33 protein-coding genes are annotated in these 21,120 nt (G+C 26.9%); 29 read left to right on the top strand and 4 right to left on the bottom strand.

What is annotated here, in order from left to right:
- Window positions 1-134: 134 nt before the first annotated feature.
- The 12 genes from ACZJV1_RS11005 to ACZJV1_RS10950 all read left to right on the top strand — a co-directional run bounded on the left by ACZJV1_RS11005 (window position 135) and on the right by ACZJV1_RS10950 (window position 8,324).
- Window positions 135-884, top strand: a complete 750-nt coding sequence (locus tag ACZJV1_RS11005) for a cell division protein FtsQ/DivIB (RefSeq protein WP_460287383.1) — start codon at window positions 135-137, stop codon at window positions 882-884.
- A gap of 16 nt (window positions 885-900) precedes the next feature.
- Window positions 901-1,620 carry a DUF881 domain-containing protein gene (locus ACZJV1_RS11000; RefSeq protein ID WP_460287382.1) on the top strand — a complete coding sequence of 240 codons (720 nt, stop codon included), beginning with the start codon at window positions 901-903 and terminating at the stop codon, window positions 1,618-1,620.
- Window positions 1,621-1,635: 15 nt separating this feature from the next.
- On the top strand, window positions 1,636-1,986 hold the full coding sequence (locus ACZJV1_RS10995; RefSeq protein ID WP_411167949.1) for a small basic family protein: 351 nt from the start codon (window positions 1,636-1,638) through the stop codon (window positions 1,984-1,986).
- The gene (locus ACZJV1_RS10990) at window positions 1,987-2,721 is read left to right on the top strand and encodes a DUF881 domain-containing protein (RefSeq protein WP_460287381.1); all 735 of its coding nucleotides are present in this window, start codon (window positions 1,987-1,989) and stop codon (window positions 2,719-2,721) included.
- A 93-nt stretch (window positions 2,722-2,814) separates the two neighbouring features.
- Window positions 2,815-3,492, top strand: coding sequence for a YggS family pyridoxal phosphate-dependent enzyme (locus tag ACZJV1_RS10985; protein ID WP_463650156.1), 678 nt, complete (start codon window positions 2,815-2,817; stop codon window positions 3,490-3,492).
- Entirely contained in the window at window positions 3,485-3,934 is a 450-nt protein-coding gene (locus ACZJV1_RS10980; RefSeq protein ID WP_411167946.1) for a cell division protein SepF, read from the top strand. Before ACZJV1_RS10985 ends, ACZJV1_RS10980 begins: the two co-directional genes overlap by 8 nt.
- 6 nt (window positions 3,935-3,940) lie before the next feature.
- Window positions 3,941-4,195, top strand: a complete 255-nt coding sequence (locus ACZJV1_RS10975; protein ID WP_460287686.1) for a YggT family protein — start codon at window positions 3,941-3,943, stop codon at window positions 4,193-4,195.
- On the top strand, window positions 4,195-4,965 hold the full coding sequence (locus tag ACZJV1_RS10970) for a YlmH/Sll1252 family protein (RefSeq protein WP_460287377.1): 771 nt from the start codon (window positions 4,195-4,197) through the stop codon (window positions 4,963-4,965). The genes ACZJV1_RS10975 and ACZJV1_RS10970 overlap by 1 nt, the downstream gene beginning before the upstream one ends.
- A gap of 15 nt (window positions 4,966-4,980) precedes the next feature.
- A complete protein-coding gene (locus tag ACZJV1_RS10965; RefSeq protein WP_460287376.1) occupies window positions 4,981-5,574 on the top strand; it encodes a DivIVA domain-containing protein in 594 nt (197 codons plus the stop codon).
- Window positions 5,575-5,692: 118 nt separating this feature from the next.
- Entirely contained in the window at window positions 5,693-6,607 is a 915-nt protein-coding gene (locus tag ACZJV1_RS10960; RefSeq protein WP_460287375.1) for an RluA family pseudouridine synthase, read from the top strand.
- An 11-nt stretch (window positions 6,608-6,618) separates the two neighbouring features.
- A complete protein-coding gene (gene pyrR, locus ACZJV1_RS10955) occupies window positions 6,619-7,155 on the top strand; it encodes a bifunctional pyr operon transcriptional regulator/uracil phosphoribosyltransferase PyrR (protein ID WP_460287374.1) in 537 nt (178 codons plus the stop codon).
- Between the two features lie 11 nt (window positions 7,156-7,166).
- A complete protein-coding gene (locus ACZJV1_RS10950) occupies window positions 7,167-8,324 on the top strand; it encodes a THUMP domain-containing class I SAM-dependent RNA methyltransferase (protein WP_460287373.1) in 1,158 nt (385 codons plus the stop codon).
- Window positions 8,325-8,377: 53 nt separating this feature from the next.
- Here ACZJV1_RS10950 and ACZJV1_RS10945 read toward each other — a convergent pair whose 3' ends face one another.
- On the bottom strand, window positions 8,378-10,123 hold the full coding sequence (locus tag ACZJV1_RS10945; RefSeq protein WP_460287372.1) for an Rqc2 family fibronectin-binding protein: 1,746 nt from the start codon (window positions 10,121-10,123) through the stop codon (window positions 8,378-8,380).
- Between the two features lie 278 nt (window positions 10,124-10,401).
- Here ACZJV1_RS10945 and ACZJV1_RS10940 point away from each other — a divergent pair, with 278 nt between their 5' ends.
- A complete protein-coding gene (locus ACZJV1_RS10940; protein ID WP_460287371.1) occupies window positions 10,402-11,388 on the top strand; it encodes a hypothetical protein in 987 nt (328 codons plus the stop codon).
- A 192-nt stretch (window positions 11,389-11,580) separates the two neighbouring features.
- The gene (locus tag ACZJV1_RS10935; protein ID WP_463650155.1) at window positions 11,581-12,039 is read left to right on the top strand and encodes an ATPase, T2SS/T4P/T4SS family; all 459 of its coding nucleotides are present in this window, start codon (window positions 11,581-11,583) and stop codon (window positions 12,037-12,039) included.
- A gap of 67 nt (window positions 12,040-12,106) precedes the next feature.
- Here ACZJV1_RS10935 and ACZJV1_RS10930 read toward each other — a convergent pair whose 3' ends face one another.
- From ACZJV1_RS10930 to ACZJV1_RS10920, 3 genes are read right to left on the bottom strand one after another with little or no spacing between them, the layout of a single operon-like run.
- Window positions 12,107-13,195, bottom strand: a complete 1,089-nt coding sequence (locus ACZJV1_RS10930; RefSeq protein WP_463650154.1) for a site-specific integrase — start codon at window positions 13,193-13,195, stop codon at window positions 12,107-12,109.
- Window positions 13,196-13,253: 58 nt separating this feature from the next.
- A complete protein-coding gene (locus tag ACZJV1_RS10925; RefSeq protein WP_463650153.1) occupies window positions 13,254-13,718 on the bottom strand; it encodes an ImmA/IrrE family metallo-endopeptidase in 465 nt (154 codons plus the stop codon).
- A gap of 25 nt (window positions 13,719-13,743) precedes the next feature.
- Window positions 13,744-14,163 carry a helix-turn-helix domain-containing protein gene (locus ACZJV1_RS10920; protein ID WP_463650152.1) on the bottom strand — a complete coding sequence of 140 codons (420 nt, stop codon included), beginning with the start codon at window positions 14,161-14,163 and terminating at the stop codon, window positions 13,744-13,746.
- Window positions 14,164-14,399: 236 nt separating this feature from the next.
- Between ACZJV1_RS10920 and ACZJV1_RS10915 the strand changes: the two genes are divergently transcribed.
- Genes ACZJV1_RS10915 through ACZJV1_RS10845 form a run of 15 tightly spaced genes read left to right on the top strand, consistent with a single transcriptional unit; the run spans window position 14,400 to window position 20,777 of the window.
- Window positions 14,400-14,609: a helix-turn-helix domain-containing protein gene (locus tag ACZJV1_RS10915; RefSeq protein WP_463650151.1), complete on the top strand. Its 210-nt coding sequence runs from the start codon at window positions 14,400-14,402 to the stop codon at window positions 14,607-14,609.
- 8 nt (window positions 14,610-14,617) lie between these two features.
- On the top strand, window positions 14,618-14,929 hold the full coding sequence (locus ACZJV1_RS10910) for a transcription factor (RefSeq protein WP_463650150.1): 312 nt from the start codon (window positions 14,618-14,620) through the stop codon (window positions 14,927-14,929).
- A gap of 37 nt (window positions 14,930-14,966) precedes the next feature.
- Window positions 14,967-15,695, top strand: coding sequence for an ORF6C domain-containing protein (locus ACZJV1_RS10905; RefSeq protein WP_463650149.1), 729 nt, complete (start codon window positions 14,967-14,969; stop codon window positions 15,693-15,695).
- Window positions 15,696-15,860, top strand: a complete 165-nt coding sequence (locus tag ACZJV1_RS10900) for a hypothetical protein (protein WP_463650148.1) — start codon at window positions 15,696-15,698, stop codon at window positions 15,858-15,860.
- Complete coding sequence (locus tag ACZJV1_RS10895) at window positions 15,838-16,035, top strand: hypothetical protein (protein WP_463650147.1); 198 nt, start codon at window positions 15,838-15,840, stop codon at window positions 16,033-16,035. Before ACZJV1_RS10900 ends, ACZJV1_RS10895 begins: the two co-directional genes overlap by 23 nt.
- Window positions 16,007-16,255: a hypothetical protein gene (locus ACZJV1_RS10890; RefSeq protein ID WP_463650146.1), complete on the top strand. Its 249-nt coding sequence runs from the start codon at window positions 16,007-16,009 to the stop codon at window positions 16,253-16,255. The genes ACZJV1_RS10895 and ACZJV1_RS10890 overlap by 29 nt, the downstream gene beginning before the upstream one ends.
- An 8-nt stretch (window positions 16,256-16,263) precedes the next feature.
- A complete protein-coding gene (locus tag ACZJV1_RS10885) occupies window positions 16,264-16,431 on the top strand; it encodes a hypothetical protein (RefSeq protein ID WP_463650145.1) in 168 nt (55 codons plus the stop codon).
- Window positions 16,432-17,088: an ERF family protein gene (locus ACZJV1_RS10880; protein ID WP_463650144.1), complete on the top strand. Its 657-nt coding sequence runs from the start codon at window positions 16,432-16,434 to the stop codon at window positions 17,086-17,088.
- A gap of 12 nt (window positions 17,089-17,100) precedes the next feature.
- Window positions 17,101-18,042 carry a DUF1351 domain-containing protein gene (locus tag ACZJV1_RS10875; protein ID WP_463650143.1) on the top strand — a complete coding sequence of 314 codons (942 nt, stop codon included), beginning with the start codon at window positions 17,101-17,103 and terminating at the stop codon, window positions 18,040-18,042.
- Window positions 18,043-18,053: 11 nt separating this feature from the next.
- Window positions 18,054-18,803: a hypothetical protein gene (locus ACZJV1_RS10870; protein ID WP_463650142.1), complete on the top strand. Its 750-nt coding sequence runs from the start codon at window positions 18,054-18,056 to the stop codon at window positions 18,801-18,803.
- Window positions 18,796-19,209, top strand: a complete 414-nt coding sequence (locus ACZJV1_RS10865) for a hypothetical protein (RefSeq protein WP_463650141.1) — start codon at window positions 18,796-18,798, stop codon at window positions 19,207-19,209. Before ACZJV1_RS10870 ends, ACZJV1_RS10865 begins: the two co-directional genes overlap by 8 nt.
- Window positions 19,187-19,492: a hypothetical protein gene (locus ACZJV1_RS10860; RefSeq protein ID WP_463650140.1), complete on the top strand. Its 306-nt coding sequence runs from the start codon at window positions 19,187-19,189 to the stop codon at window positions 19,490-19,492. The genes ACZJV1_RS10865 and ACZJV1_RS10860 overlap by 23 nt, the downstream gene beginning before the upstream one ends.
- Window positions 19,493-20,245 (top strand): hypothetical protein, encoded by a 753-nt coding sequence (locus ACZJV1_RS10855; RefSeq protein ID WP_463650139.1) that lies wholly within the window; start codon window positions 19,493-19,495, stop codon window positions 20,243-20,245.
- A 17-nt stretch (window positions 20,246-20,262) separates the two neighbouring features.
- Entirely contained in the window at window positions 20,263-20,436 is a 174-nt protein-coding gene (locus tag ACZJV1_RS10850; RefSeq protein WP_463650138.1) for a hypothetical protein, read from the top strand.
- Between the two features lie 26 nt (window positions 20,437-20,462).
- On the top strand, window positions 20,463-20,777 hold the full coding sequence (locus ACZJV1_RS10845; RefSeq protein WP_463650137.1) for a beta barrel domain-containing protein: 315 nt from the start codon (window positions 20,463-20,465) through the stop codon (window positions 20,775-20,777).
- Window positions 20,778-21,120 lie beyond the last annotated feature (343 nt).

Raw genomic sequence — 21,120 nt, 5'->3', positions numbered from 1 at the left:
TAAAATTTTAAGATATATCTTTTTTAAATAAATTATTATAAAAAATTTAAATTTAGTAAAAATAATAATGAAAAAATACCCATAAAGTGATATTATTATAGTATATAATTATATTATGTAAAAGTAGGAGAATTATGAATAACAAAACAAATCAATTTATAAGAAAAAAGAAGAGAAAAAAAGTATTAAAGAAATTAATTTTAGGGGTATTTGTTTTTATAATAGGAATAATAATATTTGTATATAAATCTCCAGTATTTAATTTGAAAAAAATAACTATAAGTGGATTAGTTACATTAACTGATGAAAGGCTACAAGAAAAATTAAAATATAATATAGGTCAAAATATATTTACTATAGATTATAAGGAGATGGAAAAAGTACTAAAAGAAAATCCATATATAAATGAAGTGAAAATAACTAAAAAAGGAATAAATAATTTGCATATAAATGTAAATGAAAATAAAATTGCATTTTATTTTGATGATGGAAATAAAATAAAGGTTATTAATAATAATGGAGTTATTGTTGAGGAGTTAGTCAGTTTAGAAGATAGAAAATTAGTAAAACTTATAGGAATGGATATATCAGATAAAACTATAGGAAATAAAGTTTCTGAGGAGAGTAATTTTTCAGATACATTAGATAAATTTTATAAAATAGTTGAGGCTATGCCAGATGAGTATGTTTTTTCTCAAATAGATGTTGAAGACTTAAATAACATAATATGTTATATCGGAAATATAAAAATAATGATTGGAGACAGCAATGACTTAGTAGATAAAATGAACTTATCACTTAATGCTATAGAACAAGGCGTTATTTCAAAAGGATATATAGATATGAGTTTTGATGGTCTACCAGTTATAAAGCAAGAAAATTAGAGAAGGGGGAAGCTATATGAAGCGAGCTACATCACAAATATTTGTTGCTATTGTATGTGCACTTTTAGGATTTTTGCTAGCACATCAATTTAAGTTACTTAACGAAAAAAACAAAATCAATACAGCTACTCAAAATTTAGATATAATTGCAGAAATAGATGACTTAAAAAAGCAAAAAGAAGAATTATTAAAGTCAAACAATAGTTTGTCAGAGGAGTTAAAGAAGCTAGAAGAAACAGCAGCTAAAGAAGGTGCTGTTGAAGCAGAAATAAAGAAGCAATTGGATAATTCTAGAATGAATCTAGGGTTAGTGGATGTAAAGGGACCTGGAATAGCTATAACTATAACACCAAAAACTGATATATTTGGTTCTAGTAATACTGGTAATTCTAGAAGTATAAGTGAAGATGAAATAGTACATATAGTTAATACTTTAAGGTATGCTAGAGCTGAAGCTATATCAGTAAATGATTTTAGAGTAACTCCTCAAAGTGGAATAAAGGTTTCTGGTGATGGAATTTGGATAGGTACAGCAGGTAGAATCAATCCAAAAGACAAAATAGTTATAAAGGCTATAGGTGATAATAAAGCATTAAGTGTAGAAGTTAATTTTATAGGAGTATTAGACTATGGAGCATTGCCAAACTACAATGTTGAAGTAAAAGAAAGTGATGAAATAATAATAAATAAAACAACACAATCTTTAAAAACTGAATTTATTAAACCTGTAAATTAGTTAGGGGGGATTTTTATGATAGCATTTATAGGACTTTTAATAGGCATACTTTTAGGATTATTATTAGATATAAATATACCAAATACTTTATCTCCCTATATGTCTGTTGCAATATTAGCGTGTTTAGATTCTGTGTTTGGAGCTGTAAGGGCATCATTATCAAAAAACTTTAAAGCAGATATTTTTATTTCAGGTTTCTTTGGAAATGCAATATTAGCAGCAGGTTTAGCCTATTTAGGAGATAAACTTGGAATACCAGTATATATAGCAGCTGTTATAGTCTTTGGAGGTAGAATATTTGATAACTTTGCAGTTATAAGAAGATTATTAATTGAAAAGCTAAAGTCTCATAAACGAGGTGATTAAATGAAAAATTTGAAAGGGAAAATTTTTATTTTAATAGCTTCAATTATAACAGGGATTCTTATAATGATTAATATAGACTTAAATAAAACTAGTTATAGTATATCTCTGAATGCAGTTGAATATAAAAAAGCCTTGGAAGAAAGAAATAAGCTATACAAGGAAATAGAAAGTATAAAAAGTGAAAACATAGATTATAGATATAAAATAAGTAAATATGAAGGAAATGATCCAGAAAAAAATAAAAAACTTGTAGAGGATATGAAAAGCCAGTTACTTGATTATGGAAAATTAAGTGGAGTTACTGCAGTAAAAGGAGCTGGATTAGTTATAAAAGTACAAGATGGAGATATAGATAAAGTATTAGATACAGAAGGTGACATAATGAGAAAAATATTTCACCAAGAGGATATGGCATTAATAGTAAATGAAGCTAGAAAAGCAGGTGCAGAGGCTATAGCTATAAAGGGACATAGAGTTTTACCTAATACAGGGGTAACTTGTAATTCGGCGTTTATAGGGTTTGAAGATCATTCATGGGAATCAGCACCATTTTATATATATATGATAGGTGATCCAGAGAAAATGAAAGCTTCATTATTATCTGAAAATAGTCATATGCAAAAATTGATCTTAAGAAAGATTAAAGTTGATATAGAGCAAAAAGATGAAATAATTATTCCAGCAACGAGTCAAAATACTGAAGCAAGGTTTATGCAAAGGTATGAAGGAAAATAAAATTTTATTAAAAAAAATTTTAAAATTGAAGGAATTTAAGTTTTTTTGAAGAATATTTACATTGTATAAATAACTTCTTTAGGAGGAAATGTCTTGATTATAGAAGAAAATATAACTAAAATCAAAAATGCTTTACCTAAAGATGTCACATTAGTAGCAGTTTCGAAAACTAAACCTATAGAAGATATAGAAATAGCATATAGAACTGGTCAAAGAGACTTTGGAGAAAATAAAGTTCAAGAACTTATTAATAAAGAAGAAATCCTTGAAAAAGATATAAGATGGCATTTTATAGGTAGTTTGCAAACTAATAAAGTTAAGTATTTAGTTGGAAAAGTTCATTTAATACATTCCTTATCAAGCAGTAAGTTGTTAAAAAAGATAGAAAGTGAATTTTCTAAGCAAAATTGCATAGCTAATCTTTTAATACAGATAAATATTGGAAGAGAAGACAGTAAAAGTGGGATTTTTGAAGAAGAACTAAATGACTTAATAAATGAAATAGAGCTATGTAATAATTGTAAAATAAAAGGATTAATGACCATAATTCCAAAAGGAAATGATAATAAAAATAAATATTATTTTGAAAAAATGAAAAGTATATATGATGAATTAAGCAAGAATTCATATAAAAACATTTCTATGGAGATTCTATCTATGGGAATGACAAATGATTATAAGATAGCAATTGAAGAAGGAGCCAACTTAATAAGAGTTGGCGAAGGAATATTTGGTAAAAGAAATACGTTAGGAGGAGTAAAGAATGGGTAATATGTTTGGAAAATTTAAAGAAATAATTGGGCTAGGTGAGTATGAGGATGATTTTGAAGAATTAGAAGATGTAGAAGTTGAAGAAGAAATACAAGAAGAAATAGAACCAATTATATCAAAACAAAAAGGCAATAAAGTAGTTAATATTCATACTTCATCAACAGCGAAGGTAATGGTAACTAAACCAACTAATTATGATGATGCTAGAGAAATTGCTGATGCTATAAAAGCAAGAAAAATAGTTTTAGTAAATGCTACTACTTTAGAAACAAAGGTAGCTCAAAGATTAGTAGATTTTATAAGTGGATCTTGCTATGTTTTAGGTGCCACACTACAAGAAATAGAGCAAAGAGTTTACTTACTGTCACCTTCTAATGTAGAAGTTACTAACGAATTAAAAAATGAATTAAGTTCAAAGGCTTTATTTAATTGGAATAAATAGGGGGAGATTTATATAGGAATAATATTTACAGCAATAAAGTTATTATCTAGAGTTTTAGAAATAACTATTATTATGGAAGCCTTTATGTCTATTTTACCAAATGTTAGGCAAAGTTCTTTTTATGAATTAATTACATCATTCAATAACCCTATATTAAAACCATTTAGAATTTTACAAGAGAAAATTATAGGTAATAGTATGCTTGACTTTTCACCTTTATTTGCAATTATATTATTGTCAACTATTAGGATGTATTTTTAATGTTAAAAAAAGAAACTATACTTAAAAGTTTTACTGAGGATGATGTGAAAGAGGCTATAAAAATATATGAAAAGTATAAGTTAGCCTATGAAAGAGATATAACTATTTTTAGCAATGGTTTTTATTCACCTAATATTTGGAGCTTTTTTGAGAAAAATTGTAATACTAATACTTTTTTAGTTGAAAGTAATGGTTTTTTTGATGAATCTGAAAGAAGAATGATATCTTTTAATAATAGTTATAATATTGAATATCCAATTAAAATTTTAGAAATTATTAATAAATCGAATTTTTCAGCTTTAGAGCATAGAGACTATTTAGGAGCTGTATTGTCTCTAGGAATTGATAGAAATAAATTAGGAGACATATTAGTTAGAGAAAATAAGGCATATTTACCGGTTTTAGAAGAAATATCTGATTATATATTAAATAATCTTATTTCGATAGGAAAATCTCCTGTGGAAATAAAAATAATAGAGAATATAGATGATATTCCATCTGTAAAGTTTGAAGAGATAATTATAAATATTTCTTCATTAAGAGCAGATAGCATTGTTGCAAAAATTGCTAATTTATCTAGGGCAAAAGCTATTGAGCTTATAGATAGTGGTAAAGTTTTAATAAATTATGTTAAAGCAAAAGATAAAAGTCAAGACATTTTGAAAGATACTAGAATTACAATTAGAGGAATTGGAAAGTTTATTGTTGGAGATGTTATTGGCGGAACTAGAAGTGGTAAACAGAGAGTTATAATAAAAAAATATATATAATGTAGAGGTGATTTTATGAAGCTTACTCCAATGGATATAAGTAATAAAGAATTTAAAAAGGGATTTAGAGGATATGATAGTGAAGAGGTTGATGAATTTATAAATGAAATTATAGAGAACTATGAAGAGCTTTATAAAGAAAATTCAAGATTAAAAGAAAATTTATCTAGAGTTAATGAAAAATTAGAGCATTATGTAAAAATAGAAAATACTATTCAAAATACATTATTGTTAGCACAAAATGCAGCTGAACAAGCTAGAGAAACATCTCAAAGAGAATCAGATCTAATAATAAAAAATGCTAATGATGTAGCTCAAAAGGTTTTAGATAAAGCCCATAATGATGTAATTGAAATAAATGATGAATATGAGAAAGTTAAGCAAGAATTTATTAAGTTTAGAGCTAAATTTAGAAACTTTATGAATGCACAAACTCAAACTTTTGATGAATTAGAAAGAGATTTAACTAAAAATTATAGCGTTTCTGAACCTTTAGAAGAAGTAGCTAGTGAAAGAAGTATAGAGTTATCAAATAAGAACATAGAAGAAATAGAAGAAGTTTATACTGAAGATATGGACGAGATAAAAAGCTTTTTCGCTAAAAATTAATACATAAAATCCGTTTAATACGGATTTTTTATTTTTAATAAATCTTTAACTATTGAGTGCAAGGTTTTAATGTATTATAATGTGTTAAGAATTATAAAGAAAGTGGAGATTCATATCAATGGATGAATTAGTATTTAAAATAACTGAAGAGAACAATATAGGAGCAAGAATAGATAAGTATTTGTCTAATATGATAGAAGGAAAGTCTAGATCATTTATACAAGGATTGATAGATTCAGGTTCAGTATTAGTAAATGGTAAATATGTAAAAAGTAATTATAAATTAAGAGAAAAAGATGAGATTACCGTAATCATGCCAGAGCCTATAGAACTTGATGTAGTTCCAGAAGATATAGATCTTAATATAGTCTATGAAGATGAGGATGTAATAGTTTTAAATAAGGCACAGGGGATAGTTGTACATCCTGCACCTGGAAATTATAGTGGTACATTAGTAAATGGATTGCTATTTCATTGTAAAGATTTATCTGGAATAAACGGAGTTATAAGGCCAGGAATAGTACATAGGATAGATAAAGATACATCAGGAATATTAGTTATAGCTAAAAATGATGAGTCTCATAATAAGCTAGCAAAGCAATTTAAAGATCATACAATTAAAAGAGAATATTATGCTTTAGTAGAAGGAAAGTTTAGTAAACTAGAAGGTACTGTAGATAAGCCTATTGGGAGAAATAAAAAAGATAGATTAAAAATGGCTATTGTTGAGGATGGAAAAAGAGCTGTAACGCACTATAATGTTTTAGAACAGTACAACAATGGAACATCTTTAGTAAAATGTACTTTAGAAACTGGAAGAACACATCAAATAAGAGTTCATATGGCATCTATAGGTCATCCTTTAGTTGGAGATCCTCTTTATGGGAATAAAAAACAAAAGTTTAAGCTAGAAGGTCAAGTATTACATGCAAAAACCTTAGGATTTATTCATCCAAGAACTAATGAATATATAGAATTTAATTCAGACTTACCTAAATATTATTTAGAACTATTAGAGAATATAAGAAGATAGAGGTGTATTTAATGAAGTTAAAAGCAAATTTATTAGATGATAAAGGGATTAAAAGAACTTTAATAAGAATATCACATGAAATAATTGAAAAAAATAAAGGTGTTGAAAATATAGTTTTAGTAGGGATTAAAAGAAGAGGTTATCCTTTAGCGAATAGAATTGCAAAAAATATTGAAAATATAGAAGGGGTAAAAGTACCAGTAGGATATGTTGATATAACTTTGTATAGAGATGATATAACAGAAATAAAGGATAGTCCAAGAGTAAATAATATTGATTTAGGTGTAGAAGTCATTGGTAAAAAAGTAATATTAGTAGATGACGTTTTATATACATGTAGAACTGTAAGGGCAGCAATTGATGCGATAATTGATTCAGGTAGACCACAACAAATACAACTTGCAGTTTTAATAGATAGAGGTCATAAGGAGCTACCTATAAGAGCTGATTATGTTGGAAAAAACATACCTACATCAAAAAGTGAAATAATAGGAGTTGAAATAGAAGAAATTGATGGAGTAGACTCAGTAAAAATATTCGAAGGATAAAGGAGAGTAATATGGAATATAATTTAATTGCCACCACTACCTTTGGGCTAGAAGGCATTACAGCTAAAGAGTTAAAAGCATTGGGTTATGAAGACTTAAAAACAGAAAATGGTAAAGTTTATTTTACTGGTGATGAAATGGATATAGCTATCGCTAATGTTCATTTAAGAACTGCAGATAGAATTTTAATAAATATGGCAGAGTTTGAAGCTAAGAGTTTTGAGGAATTGTTTCAAGGTACAAAGAATGTTAAGTGGAGTGATATAATTCCTAAAGATGGGATTATGCATGTAAATGGTAAGTCTGTTAAATCTACATTACATAGTGTTCCAGATTGTCAATCTATAGTAAAAAAAGCTATAGTCGATAGCATGACTAATTCTTATGGAATAAGTCAATTTGAAGAAAATGGTCCCTTATATAAGATTGAAGTATCAATTTTAAAGGATGTTGTCACATTAACTATAGATACTTCAGGACCAGGATTACATAAAAGAGGGTATAGAGAAGAAGCAGGAGCAGCACCACTTAAAGAAACTTTAGCAGCTGCAATGGTACTTATATCAAGATGGAAAGAAGATTTTGTTTTAGTAGATCCATTTTGTGGTTCAGGTACTATTCTTATAGAGGCAGCTATGATTATGCAAAATATTGCACCTGGAATGTGTAGAAGCTTTACATGTGAAACTTGGCCTACAATGGATTCTGATATTTTTGAACAAGTTAGAGAAGGTGCAGAAAGAGCGATAAAAAATAAGGATATAAAACTTATTGGATATGATATAGATGGAAGAATACTTAAGGTTGCAAGAAGTAATGCTGAAAAGGCAGGAGTTTCAAAGTACATTGAATTCCAAAGAAGAGACTTTAAGGATTTTTCAAATAGCAGTAGATATGGATTTATAGTTTCTAATCCTCCATATGGAGAAAGATTAGGAGAAAAGAAAGAAGTAGAACAGCTATATAAAACTTTTGGAAGTTTTAAAAAGAAGTTTTTCAATTGGGATTATAATATTCTTACATCCTATGAAGGATTTGAAGGACCTTTTGGAAGAAAGTCAACTAAAAATAGAAAGTTATATAATGGTAAGTTAAAGTGCTATTACTACCAATATTTTGATAATGAACTTATAAAAAATAATGGAGATATGCTTATAAATCATATATAAAAATTAGAAACCATATTTTGTGATTATACAATAATATGGTTTCTACTTTTTTATTATTTAATAATTTTATTATTTTCAATTTTTAAATTGCTATATAGTGATGGTTCAGTGTATAAAGTATAATTTGTATGATATATAACCATTCCTGGTTTAGAGCCATTAGGCTTTTTTAAGTTTTTTACTTTAGTATAGTCTACTGGAACCTTTGTAGAATTCTTTGCTTTACTATAATAAGCAGCAAGGATTCCAGCTTCCTCTAAAGCTATATCAGACGGATTATCACTACAAAGTATAACATGTGAACCAGGTATGTTTTTAGTATGAAGCCATATGTGATTTTTATTAGCAAACTTCAAGGTTAAATAATCATTTTGAATATTATTTTTACCAATATAAATATCTATTCCACCAGAGGAAATTAAATGTATAGGCTTAGAGGATTTATCTTTTTTATTGTTTTTACTTGTATTTTTAAATTTTAAGTACCCAGTTTCAACTAATTCTTTTTTTATATCATCTATTTCTATATAGCTTTCACAATTTAAGATATTTGTCATAACTGAGTTTAAGTATAGGAGTTCCTCTTCATTTTTCTCTAGCTGCTCTAAAGCAGCTTCTTCAGATTTTTTTAGTTTATTATATTTTTTATATAAGGATTGTATATTTTCTGATGGTGTCTTATTTTCATCTAATTTTATAGTTACATATTCCTCGTTATCGCTATAAAAGTTTAATAATGATATTTCTTTTAAGCCTTTTTTAATCATATATATATAAGAAGTTAATAAATCACCATTAATTTTATATTTTTCTTTTTCTTCACATTCTTTAAGTATATTTTTTAATTTCTTAGCCTTATTATTGCATCTATCTATATTATTTAAAATTAATCTTTGTAAATCTACAGACCTATTTAATAATCTATCTTGTTTGTCTTTTACAGTGAAAAATTCATCAAGCAAAGAACTTGGATTATTAAAAGATAATGATGAATATATAGCTTCTAAATTTTCTAACTCTACACAATGAAAATCTTTAAAAATATCCTTATCCATATAAATCTTAAATTTGAAATTATTTTCTAAATTTTTTATGAAGATTTTAAAGAAATTAAAAATTAATTCTATATTTATGGTATTATTATCTTGTGAAATATTTTTATATATACTTTTAGATAGAGATTTACCTATACCAGTAAATACATTTGAGAATATATTTTCATCAATAGTTACATTATTAGTATCTAAATATAGGTTTAAATCATCTATTGAGAAATTAAAGGGATTTAATTTGTTAGAGCTCGGAGGATATACATAATTTATACCAGGATATAAAACTCTATAGGTATTTATATCGGCAGAAATATGCTTAATACATTCCATAATTTTATTATCTCTTTCTCTAACAAGAGTTATATTGCTATGTCTTCCCATAATTTCAACTATTAAAATATATTTACTGTTAAATCCTAATTCATCTGTAGATTCTATGTGTAATTGAAGGATTCTATCTCCATTTAATTGGGAAATATCAGTTATTCTTCCTCCAATTAAATATTTTCTCATAACCATAGTAAACATAGGTGCTTGTAATGGGTTAGGTTTACTTATATTAGTTAAGTGAATTCTAGGGAATTTAGAAGAAGCTGAAATTAATAACTTAATATTTTGTCTATCTTTCCTTAGGGTTAAAATTACTTCATCTTTTTCTGGTTGATTAATTTTATCTATTTTACAATTTAATATTGATTTTTTTAAATCATATACTAAACTATATAAGTAGATACCATCCAAAGCCATAAGTATCATCCTTTCTTTGGTAATAAGATAAGGATAGTATAACATTTAATTAGTGTAATTATCAATGGTGGTTATAAAGCTAGAAATAAGAGTTTTTAAAGAAAATAAATATAATCAGGTATAATTTTGGAAATACTTAGATTATAATTAAATAAAGTTAGTGGATTTAACTTTATGAGGAAATTAATTAGTTAAAATAATAGATAATGAAATATATATGATTGAATCAACAGATTTTATTTGTAAAGTTGAATTATATTAATTAGAAGAGGTAAAAAATGAATAAAAAAAGAAGGAGAATAAATTTCCTTGTAAGTCTAATTTTATTAATAAGTATGTTTTTATATGGATGCAATAATAAGCAAGAAGAAGAGCAAAAAATAGATATAAAGAGCGGAGCTATAGCTTTGGAAAACTTAGGTGAGTACAAAATATATAATTTAACAAATGACAAATATGAAAAAATAGATACTGAATATTTAATTACAGCCTATGATTTGAAAAGTGGAAATTTTATTTATAATGAAAATGGGCAAAATAAAGTTAACTATTTAGGTAAAGAAGAGTTAATAGAAGAAGGAAAAACTGTAATATCACCTAAGTTATCTATAGGTGGAGATTATTTAGCTTACTTTATAAGAGAAGATTATTTAGAATTAAAATTAAAAGATTTATCAAAAAGTAAGGAAATACAAATAAATAGTAATGTATCAATTTCTGGAGAATTAATTGATTGGTTAGATGAAGATACATTAGTTTATTATGGAATAGATAATGATAAGAATAATGGAATATTTATTTATAATATTATAGATAAAGAAGAAAAACTTCTATATAAGCTTGATTTAGGATATGTAGAATTTTTAAAGGTTTTAGATAATGAAATAGTATTAGTTCAAGACAAGGGAGGAAAACAAAAGCTAGTAAAAGTTATAAATAAAAATGGAGAAGTTACAGAAACAATAAAAAATATTTCAGATGTTAGTGATATAGAATCAAATTCAGATGGTATATTTATTTTAGGAAAATTACAAGATAATAATTATTCCTTATATAAATATAAAGAAGGAACTATAAAAAGATTAGTTTTTGATTTTCCTAAGTTTATAAATTTAGAAAAAGGACTTTCTAAAGATAAGGATGGCAATATAACTTTTAGTGGAGGAGAAGATCATAAACAGGAAAAGATATACAAATGTTCAGATGACGCTATTAGTATGGTTAATGGGGATTCTGGATCATATCATTTTATTAGATTCAGATAGAGATATTTATAAGTAAAATTATAAATATCTCTTTTTTTATCTAAGAAAATATATGAATTAAATATATTATAATTTTCTTAGATGTTTAAACTAGCGTCTATTATAGAAGGTGTTTATAAAATATATTAAAATCTAAAAAAAGAATTGTATAAATTTTCCTTGATGGGACAATAATTTAAATGGTGATGTTATATGAATATTTTAGAGTTTGATATATCAAAAGTTGATATAAGTATATCTAGAAAGTTGAATAAAAATAAAGCTTTAGAAAATAAATCTTTGCCGATTATGGTTAAAGAGGATTCTATAATTATGTTAGCATCAAGGGACGAACTAAATAATAAGGATGAAATAGAATTTTTATTTTCAAAAAGGTTACAAGTACACAAAGTAAGTGAAGAGTTTATACAAGATCTTATTGAAAAAATATTTTTGGGAGAAAAAGAAAATCTATTTGAAGTTATATTAAACAAGGCAATAAAATTAAAAGCTTCAGATATTCACTTTGAACCACAAAAAGAAGATATATTAATAAGATTTAGAGTTGATGGAGTTTTAATAGCAATCACTAAAATAAGAACTGAAGAATATCAAAAATTACTATCTAAAATAAAAGTTAGTGGAAATATGGATATAACCGAGATATCCTGATATAAACTAAGATATGGCTTATATTAAGGGATTGAAGAATTTCGTCAAAAAAAACGTCAAAAAATTTTTAGAAAATATTTTCAATTTTCAAAGCTGCATTTTTTATCATTTCATCTGTAACATGACTATATGTCTTTATTGTCATTTCTACTGTATGCCCTAGAAATTTAGCAGTAGTTTTAAAATCAACGCCATTAGCGATTAGCAGAGTAGCATAACTATGTCTTAAACCATGCACAGTTGTTCCGCAGATTCTTAATAGAGTTGGATTAAATCTTTTTGTTATTGTTCCAACACCAAAAGGCGCAACTCTATTACTAATAGTTATAAGATGTGTTTCTTTATATTGTTTTAATACAGATACTATTTCAGTTGATATTGGAACATCTCTATATGAATTTTTAGTTTTTAGCTGACCATATCCTATAGTACCATCTTTTAAGTGTTTCCATTGCTTAGTTACATGTATTACTTTGTTTTTTAAATCTATATCATTCCATGTAAGTCCGAGTATTTCACTGCATCTTAGTCCACAAGTACCAGCTATATAAGCTACTAAAAAATAATTATTATTTTCTTTAAGTAATTGTTTAAATAATAAATCCATTTCTTTTTTAGATATAGCTTTTCGTTCAAAATTTGTTTTATCATTTGGCAGAGTGATATTTAACGCTGGATTTACATAATTGTTATTATAGTTTTCAATGTAGTAATTGATACATATCTTTAAATGACTAATATAAATCGAAATAGTATTATTTTTAATTTTATTTCTAATAAGATTATTAACGCATTTCATTATGTCCCCACGTTTTATATTTTCAACTTTTAAATCTTTTAAATCTTTAAAAGCATGAAAAGAATATCCATACGCTCTAACAGTATTTGGCTCTTTATATAATTTACTGTATTCTAAATATTCATCTTGCAAATTCTTTAAAGTAAGTTCTTTAAACTTAGAATTTACAATTGCATTTCTATTTAAATATTCTTTTTTTATTTCTTTTAACATTTTTTCTGCAGTTGGTTTAGCATCTTTTTTAGTTTTAAAGCCTTGTTTGCTTTTTACTTGTTTCCATTTACCATTTTCCTCCTTTCTAGAAATAATAAATTGCCATCCTTTATCTTTCTGTCTATAAGTTATATTGTAGTCCATAGATTATACCTCCTTTTAGAACTTATGTTCTTTTTATAATAAAAATAAATAACTTCATTTAAGTAGAAATTAATAATTTTTTATATAGTCTTTTAAGTTTGTATTCTATAATTTCTAAATTAACTCCAAAATAATCTGAAAGTTGATTTATAGTATATAGATTATTTTCTAATAAATCTTTAAATTCATCATCATTTATTATAAGATCTATAGCAAATTGATTAGCTTCCATTTCTAGTTTATTAACAGAAAAAAGTGTTCCTTTTCTTAAAAATGGGGTATTAGAATTAGGGTGCATTATGGCGTGCCCTAATTCATGAGCACATGTAAAAATTTGAGTTCTGTAATCTAAATTATTATTTATATGTATAAATTTTTGCCTAACATAGGAATTATAATATCCATTTATCTCACCTAAATCTTCAAAAATAACAATAATATTTAATTGGTTTGCTAATTCAAAAGGATTTTTAGTATTATATCTTTTTTTTAACTTAATAACTTTTTCTTTTATATAGTCCATTCTCATCCCACCATATCATTCGTGCTTATTTATATTTGTTTGGAGTATATTTTTTAGCTATTTGCTTAGCTAATCTCATAGAATTTTCTAAACTTATTTTCAATAATTCTCTAGTTTCGTCATCTAAAGGTTCACCACTAAACATTAACCCGTCTTGAGAGTTTTCTAAATCTTCTAATGTTTGTTCTAGTGCTTTTGCGATATCTTTTTCTGCTTTTTTAGATAACATTGGTTTAATTTCTTGCTCTATAGAATCATTAGATAGCAAATTATCAACAGTTGTATTTAACGCTTTAGCTAATTTTAATAACGTATCATTACTAGCACCTTGCTTATTTCCCTCAATCATTCCAATCGTAGACTGGCTAACACCTATAGTTGTAGCTAGTTCCTTTTGTGTAATTTTTAAAGCTTTTCTAATACTTTTAACTTTATCACCTAACATAACAAATTCACCTCATACGATAATATTATCATAATTACCGATAAAATCAATAGTAATTATAAGAAAAATAAAGAAAATAAAAGAAATAACGATATAAACTTCATTAATACCGATATTAATAATGCGATATCAGTTTACTAATATCGGTATTACTGATAATATGTAAACATAACAAGATAATTGATTCACCTAACATAACAACTTTATCTTGTATTTCAAGAAAGGAGGACAAGCTTATGAAAATAACACCGATAAGAGTGAGAAGAATTAACGCAGGAATAGAACTTAATGATGCAGTTGAAAAGCTAAAGATTAGTAAGAGCACATTTTATAAGCTAGAGCAAGGATGGGGAGGAACGCCATCAGCACAACTGATTAAGAGAATGTCAGAAGTTTATGGATGTACTACAGATGATATATTCAAAGATTTAAAAATCACAAGTTAGGAGGAAATATGAAACAAACTTTGATAAGTAGAAAAGATCTTGCTGAAAGATGGGGAGTTACAACTAGAACAATTATCAATTATGAGGAAAGTGGCATCATAACAAGAAATTTGAATTTTGATAAACCGTATTATTACTTAGAAGAAATTCAATCCATCGATAATTACAAACCTAATCCACTATCTCATTTCGAAAGAAAGAGGTTAGAAAATGAAAATAAAGAACTAAGAGATAGAATAAATATTCTTGAAAACACACTTGTTAAAGTTGTTAATGTTGGTACTGAAAGTATGAATATACTTTCAAGTATAAAATTATAGAAACACTTTATAGAATAAAAATTAAGGAGGACAAGCTATGAATAAAATTATAAACATTTTAAAACAAGATGGACAACTTGTAGTAACTAGTAGACAAATTGCAGAAGATTTTGGGAAAAGAAATTCTCATGTAGTAGAAGCTATAGAAAATAAAATTGAAAGTTTAACTGCCCAAAATTCGGAGGTTAAAACTGAGAAGTTATTTATACCAACAACATATAACCATAATGGAAATGAGTATAAAGAGTATTTATTAACTAGGGATGGATTTACTTTTATAGTTATGGGATTTACAGGAGCAAAAGCTGATGCTTGGAAACTTAAATATATAGAAGCATTTAATAATATGGAGGAATCATTAAAGAATAAAACTAAATCATTAAGTCCCATGGATCAATTAAGACTTCAATATCAAGTCATAGAAGAACATGAAGAAAGAGTAACTAAAATAGAGGACCAACTTGAAAGATTAGAAGTAAGTCCAAGCCAAAGAAAGGCTATTCAAAATGCTAGACATAAAAGAGTATCTGAATTACTAGGAGGAAAGAAATCAATAGCTTATAAAGATTCAAGTTTTAGAGGGAAAGTTTATTCGGAAATGGGACGAGCATTTAATAACTATTTTGATGTACCAGCTTATGATTGTACTCCAAAGAATAGATTTAAAGAAGCATTAAAATTAATAGAATCTTATAACTTAAGTGTTGATTTAAGTATGGAATTAAAGAGAATAAATAATCAAGTAGATTTCAAGGAGGTAATCTAAATGTCTACACAAGAAATGCTAGAGGAAGCAATAAATATATTTGGATTAAATGATATAGTAACAAAAATGTTAAGTGTAAAAAGAGATAAAGAGATAGTTGAGGAACAAAAGGAAATTTATAAATCATATAAGGAGAAAAGTTATGTATCTACTGTATGTAACTAGAATCTATCTATTAACTTTACTTAAGATGTCTTATGTATTTGCAAGTTGCTTTGTAGCTTTATTAAGTGTAATGGCTTTAATTACTCTTATTAAAGGAGATAAAGCTGTATTTACAAAAGTATTATTAAAAATTAAGGAGGAATTGTATGGGATTAATTTTAGACATTGTAAATAATGTTGTTCCAAGAACTCTTGAAAGACTAGAAAAAGAGGGTGGAATGCTCAAAGAAATTTTATCTGAAGAGTTAGAAAAAGAAATAGCTCATTACTCCACCGACCAAAGTAAGAGTTATGAGCATGTAAAACTAATCAATGACATTATAGCAGATGATGAAGATATAGACAATGGAGAAGTGTTCGACATAAAGAGCGGACAAACTATAAGAGATTTATAGGAGGGCTTATGAGTGCTTTAGAAGTTTTAATAAATAGCTTAAATGCTCAAATTAAAGAATTAAACAATGCTGAGTATAAAATATACGATGCTGAAAATAGAGATTACTTTATAGATACAGTTAGTTATTGCAGTGAAAAAGATAAATTAATAGTGAATTTTAAGGAGGATAAGTAAATGGCAGCGGAAGTTAAAAAGCTTAATATATATCAGAAAATACAAAAAGCTAGAGTTGATCTACAAAAAAGGGAAATTAAGAAAACTGGATACAACAAATATTCAAACTACTATTACTTTGAATTAGGAGATTTCTTACCCGATATTAATGAGATTTGTTTTGAAGTTGGATTATATACAGAGTTTAAATATACAAATGAGCAGGCATGGCTATATGTAAGAGATACAGATAGTAATGAAATAAGAGAATGGTCTACCCCTGTTGATGTAGCAGCACTTAAAGGCTGTAGCATGATACAAAATATAGGAGGTACACAAAGCTTTGCTAGAAGATATCTTTACATGATGGCATTTGAAATTGCAGAAGGTGATGCAATAGATAACGGAAATATTGATGAAGATGCAGAGTTAGGAAAGCAAAAAATTAATAAAGCAAGTGTACTAACTATAAATGGATTAATTGATGAAACTAATACTAATAAAGCTAAATTCTTAGAATGGGCAGGAGTTACTAAGGTTGAAGAGATAACTAATGCAGCACTTGGAACTTGTATTAATATGCTTAATAAAAAGAAAAAGGATTTAGAAAAAGAGTTAACTAAAAAAAGACAAGAAGAAAATAAAAATAATGTAAGCGAAGAAGACTTACCATTATAGGGGGATTTAAGAATGAGAGATTTAATAGTAAAAACAACAAACGCTGTAGTTAATGTGAATTTTGAGGAAGTTAAAGCATCTTTAACTGAGAATTTAGAAAAGTACAAAGGAATAGTTGTTACTGATGATAACTTAAAGGATTGTAAGGATATCCAAAAGGATTTAAGCAGATTAAAGAAGGATATAGATTCTAATCGTAAGGAGATTAAGAAGCAGTTAGAAGCACCAATCAAGAATTTTGAGGGTCAATGCAAAGAACTAGTAGACTTAATATCTGAGGTTGATGCACCAATAAAGGAAGGTATCGCAATTTTTGATGAAATGAAGAGAGAAGAAAAGAGAGAGTATGCTAGAGAAATGATTAAGGAAGCTTTAGTAGAATATCCTTTAGATAATAAATACTCTAATTCACTTACTGTATTAGATAGATATACTTTAGTAGCTACAAGTAAGAAAGTAATAAAGGAAGATGTATTTAACAGGGCAGAAGATCTCTATAAAGCACAAGAAGATGAAAAAAGAATTTATCAAGAAAACTTAATAATAATTAAGGAGTCTATAGATCAAGCAAATGCAAATATCATCTCTAAGCTTAATTCAGATTTATATATAAAGAAATTAGAAGATGGGGTAAATCCTACATTCATTATAAAAGAGATAAATAATACAGCAAATAATTTAAGACTAGCAGAAGAAAGAGCAGCTAAAGTAGCTGAAGAGAAAGCTAAAAGAGAGCAAGAGAAATTAGAGAAGAAAGAAGGAGTTAAGGAAGTAATTAAAGAGCAATCACCACAAGAAAATACACCATCTACAAAAGATGTAAAAAAAGACAATACTCAATTATTTGAAGTTAAAATTGCATTTGAATTAACACTAGATGAAGCAATCTCTCTTAATGAATTTTTAGAAAATAATAATATTAAATTTAACACTATTTCAAAGAAAAAATTATAGGGGGTAAGTAAATGTCTGAAGGGTGGTTTAAGCTTCATAGATGCTTATTTGAAAAAGCTATATGGCAACAATCTACTCCCGAACAGAAAGTTATATTAATAACCCTTCTAGGTATGGCCAATCATAAAGGCAGAGAATGGGAGTGGAAAGGGAAACAATTTAAAGCTGAACCAGGTATGTTAGTAACTTCACTTGAGAGCATAACTGCAAGGTGTGGCAAAGGAATTTCAATACAAAATGTTAGAAGTGCATTAACTAAATTTAAAAAATATGAATTTCTAACAGAGGAAGTAACAAAGACAGGAAGGCTCATAACAGTACTAAATTGGGGACTTTACCAAGGTAGTGAATATGTAACTAACAAAGATACTAACAATCAAGTAACAAACGACCAACAAAGCACTAACAAAGAGGTAACAAAGAGCCAACAAAGAGGTAACAAAGAGCTAACACCTAACAAGAATGATAAGAATATTAAGAATGATAAAGAAGGAGAAGAAAGGGAAGAAGGAAAAGAAAAAGAAGCTGTACTTCCACCCCTTTCATTCCCCAATAAGATACATGAATTAATTTTTAATAGACTAGGTGAAGTTACTTATAGAACTTGGTTTATAGATACAGAGATAAGAGAAGATGAAAAAGAAATAGTAATAACTGCAGAGGATAACTTTAGAAAGCAGATTATAGAGAGTAAGTTCAAGGATAATTTAAAAATGCTTACTAGAAAAGACATTGTTGTTAAGGAGGAATTACATGAGTGAAATAAAGTTATGTGAAATATGCAGTTCTAACCACTTAGTAGAAACACACCATATTATCAAAAGAAAACAAGCTAAGTATTTAGAAAATTGCAATCTTAATTTAATAAATTTGTGCTGGAATCATCATCATGGCACTTATGGAGTTCATGGAAAGCATGGGCATAACCTGGACCAAAAATTGAAAGTAGATTTGCAAAGAAAATTCAAAACTGTATTTGGATATAAAGAAGAATTTACAAGAGAAAATATAAGAAAGCTTTTAGAAATAAGCGTAAATGATGTAGACAAGCTTTGTAGGACTTTAAAAAGCTATGGAGGTATATTTTATCAAGAAGATATTATAAGGGCAGCAATGGGTGGTAAATTAGTTTTGGAGAAGGAATATGAATTACAAAGAACAATATAAGCAAGACATAATTCTTTATAGCAGCATAGTAACTAGATATAGAAATCTAAAAGAAAATGACATAATGGGAGCCTATCAGCTTATGAAGGATTCTCATATAGTATCTGAAAGATGGAGTGTTATTAGAGAAGAGTATAGGAAGCTTTTAAGACGTGGAGAAAAGAGCGAAGAAAAAGACAGATTAGAAGATATGTATAGATTCTTGAAAGAAGTACACACAGATGCAAGAATGATTTGGAAGCAAGGTAAAGAAGATTTAAGAAATAATAGGGAGGATATATAAATGAGTAATTTAGAAAATAGTATAAAGGATTGTATAACAAGAGAGTTAGAAAAAGGGATTATAGAAAAGGTTATAACAGAAAAATTAGAGGATTGTATAGAATCGTCATTAAAGGATTTATTTGAATGGAATGGAGCTATAAAGAAAGTAGTTGAAGAAAAAGTAAAGGGAGTAATGATTCCTTACTTAGAGAATTATGATTACTCTGAATATATAACAAAATTAGATCATGTGTTAGTTGAAGTATTAAAAAATACAACAATTGATAATAAAAAAATGTTAGAGAACTTCAAGGAATTAATGATTGTAGATACAGATATAAAAGTTATAAAGGTATCAGACTTATTTTCAAAATGGTGTGACTATGTAAGTGAGGAAGTAAAGACAGATGATTTAGAGGTTGAATATGATGATGGTCCATCATATGAAACTGTAGAAGTAAGTTACGAATTTGAACAAACAGAAGAAAGAGATTGGTTAAAACATGAAAAAGGAAGAGTATTATTTGAATGTGAACATGATGAAGAAATGAATTTCTGTATTGATGTTTACAGATGGACTGATATTAACAAACAAGATCAATGGAATTTTAATTTTAAAAATAGATGCGAATTATCTTCATTAAGACACTTAGATAAATTTTCATTATATCTTATGTCATTAAGTCAAGCGGGAGTTGAAATAGAGTTAGATAAGACATATGACAGTGAAGATGTAAGACCGGAAAAAGAACCAGAAGCATATTTCGAATAAGAGTTTGGAGGATTAATATGGAAAAGTTAACTCCAGAGCAATGGAGAGATAAAACCATAAGTGACTTAAAAAGAAGGCAAGAACTAAGAGAAAAAGGAAAGAAAGATGCAGAGCAGTACGGATATGATGCAAGGCTTAAGTCTTTTAGAAAAATGAGTAAGATAAGGTGTAAATCTTATAGAGGGAAGTAATATTTAAGGAGAAGTAAAGGAGAGTTATGAAAAATATTAAAAAAGGTCAAAAAATATGGATTTGGGTGGATAGAAGATTTGGTAGTAGTTTTATAGAAACTACTGTAAAAACTATAGGTTCAAAGTATATTACAACTTCTTATGGAATTAAATATCATGTAGATACTTTAAGAGAAGTAAATGCTCATGGTGCTGCATCATATATAATTTTAGATTTAGAGGAACATGAAAGAGAAGAAGATTATAAAAGAAAAATAGGAGTTATTGAAAAAGTAAAATGGAATTGCATAGAGAGTGAGGACATTGACAAGATATTTGATATTTTAAGGGATTATATATAACTAAAAATAATATAGGAGAATAGGAGTAAATCCAGCAACAGTCATATATTCCTATTCTCATATGAAAATCAATTAATATTAAAAGAAAATATTAATAAATATGTATGAAATTAAATTGATTAATACCCCTAAAGATAAATCATAAAGAATTTTTTTTGAATTCATATTATACCTCCTAAATTTGTTTAACTTATTATCCGTATGAGGGTTATTAAATGTAAAAATAGAATTTTTAAAATCCACAGAACTCATAAATAACCATTCACATTATGTAATACAAAAAACTTTTAACACTTGTTACAACAATTAAATTAAAGATAGAAATAATATTGTGACTAATATT

The sequence above is a fragment of the Clostridium sp. LS3 genome (genome assembly GCF_055330225.1).
Note: the sequence above shows the minus strand (reverse complement) of the source record. Positions and strands in the feature narration are given on the sequence as shown.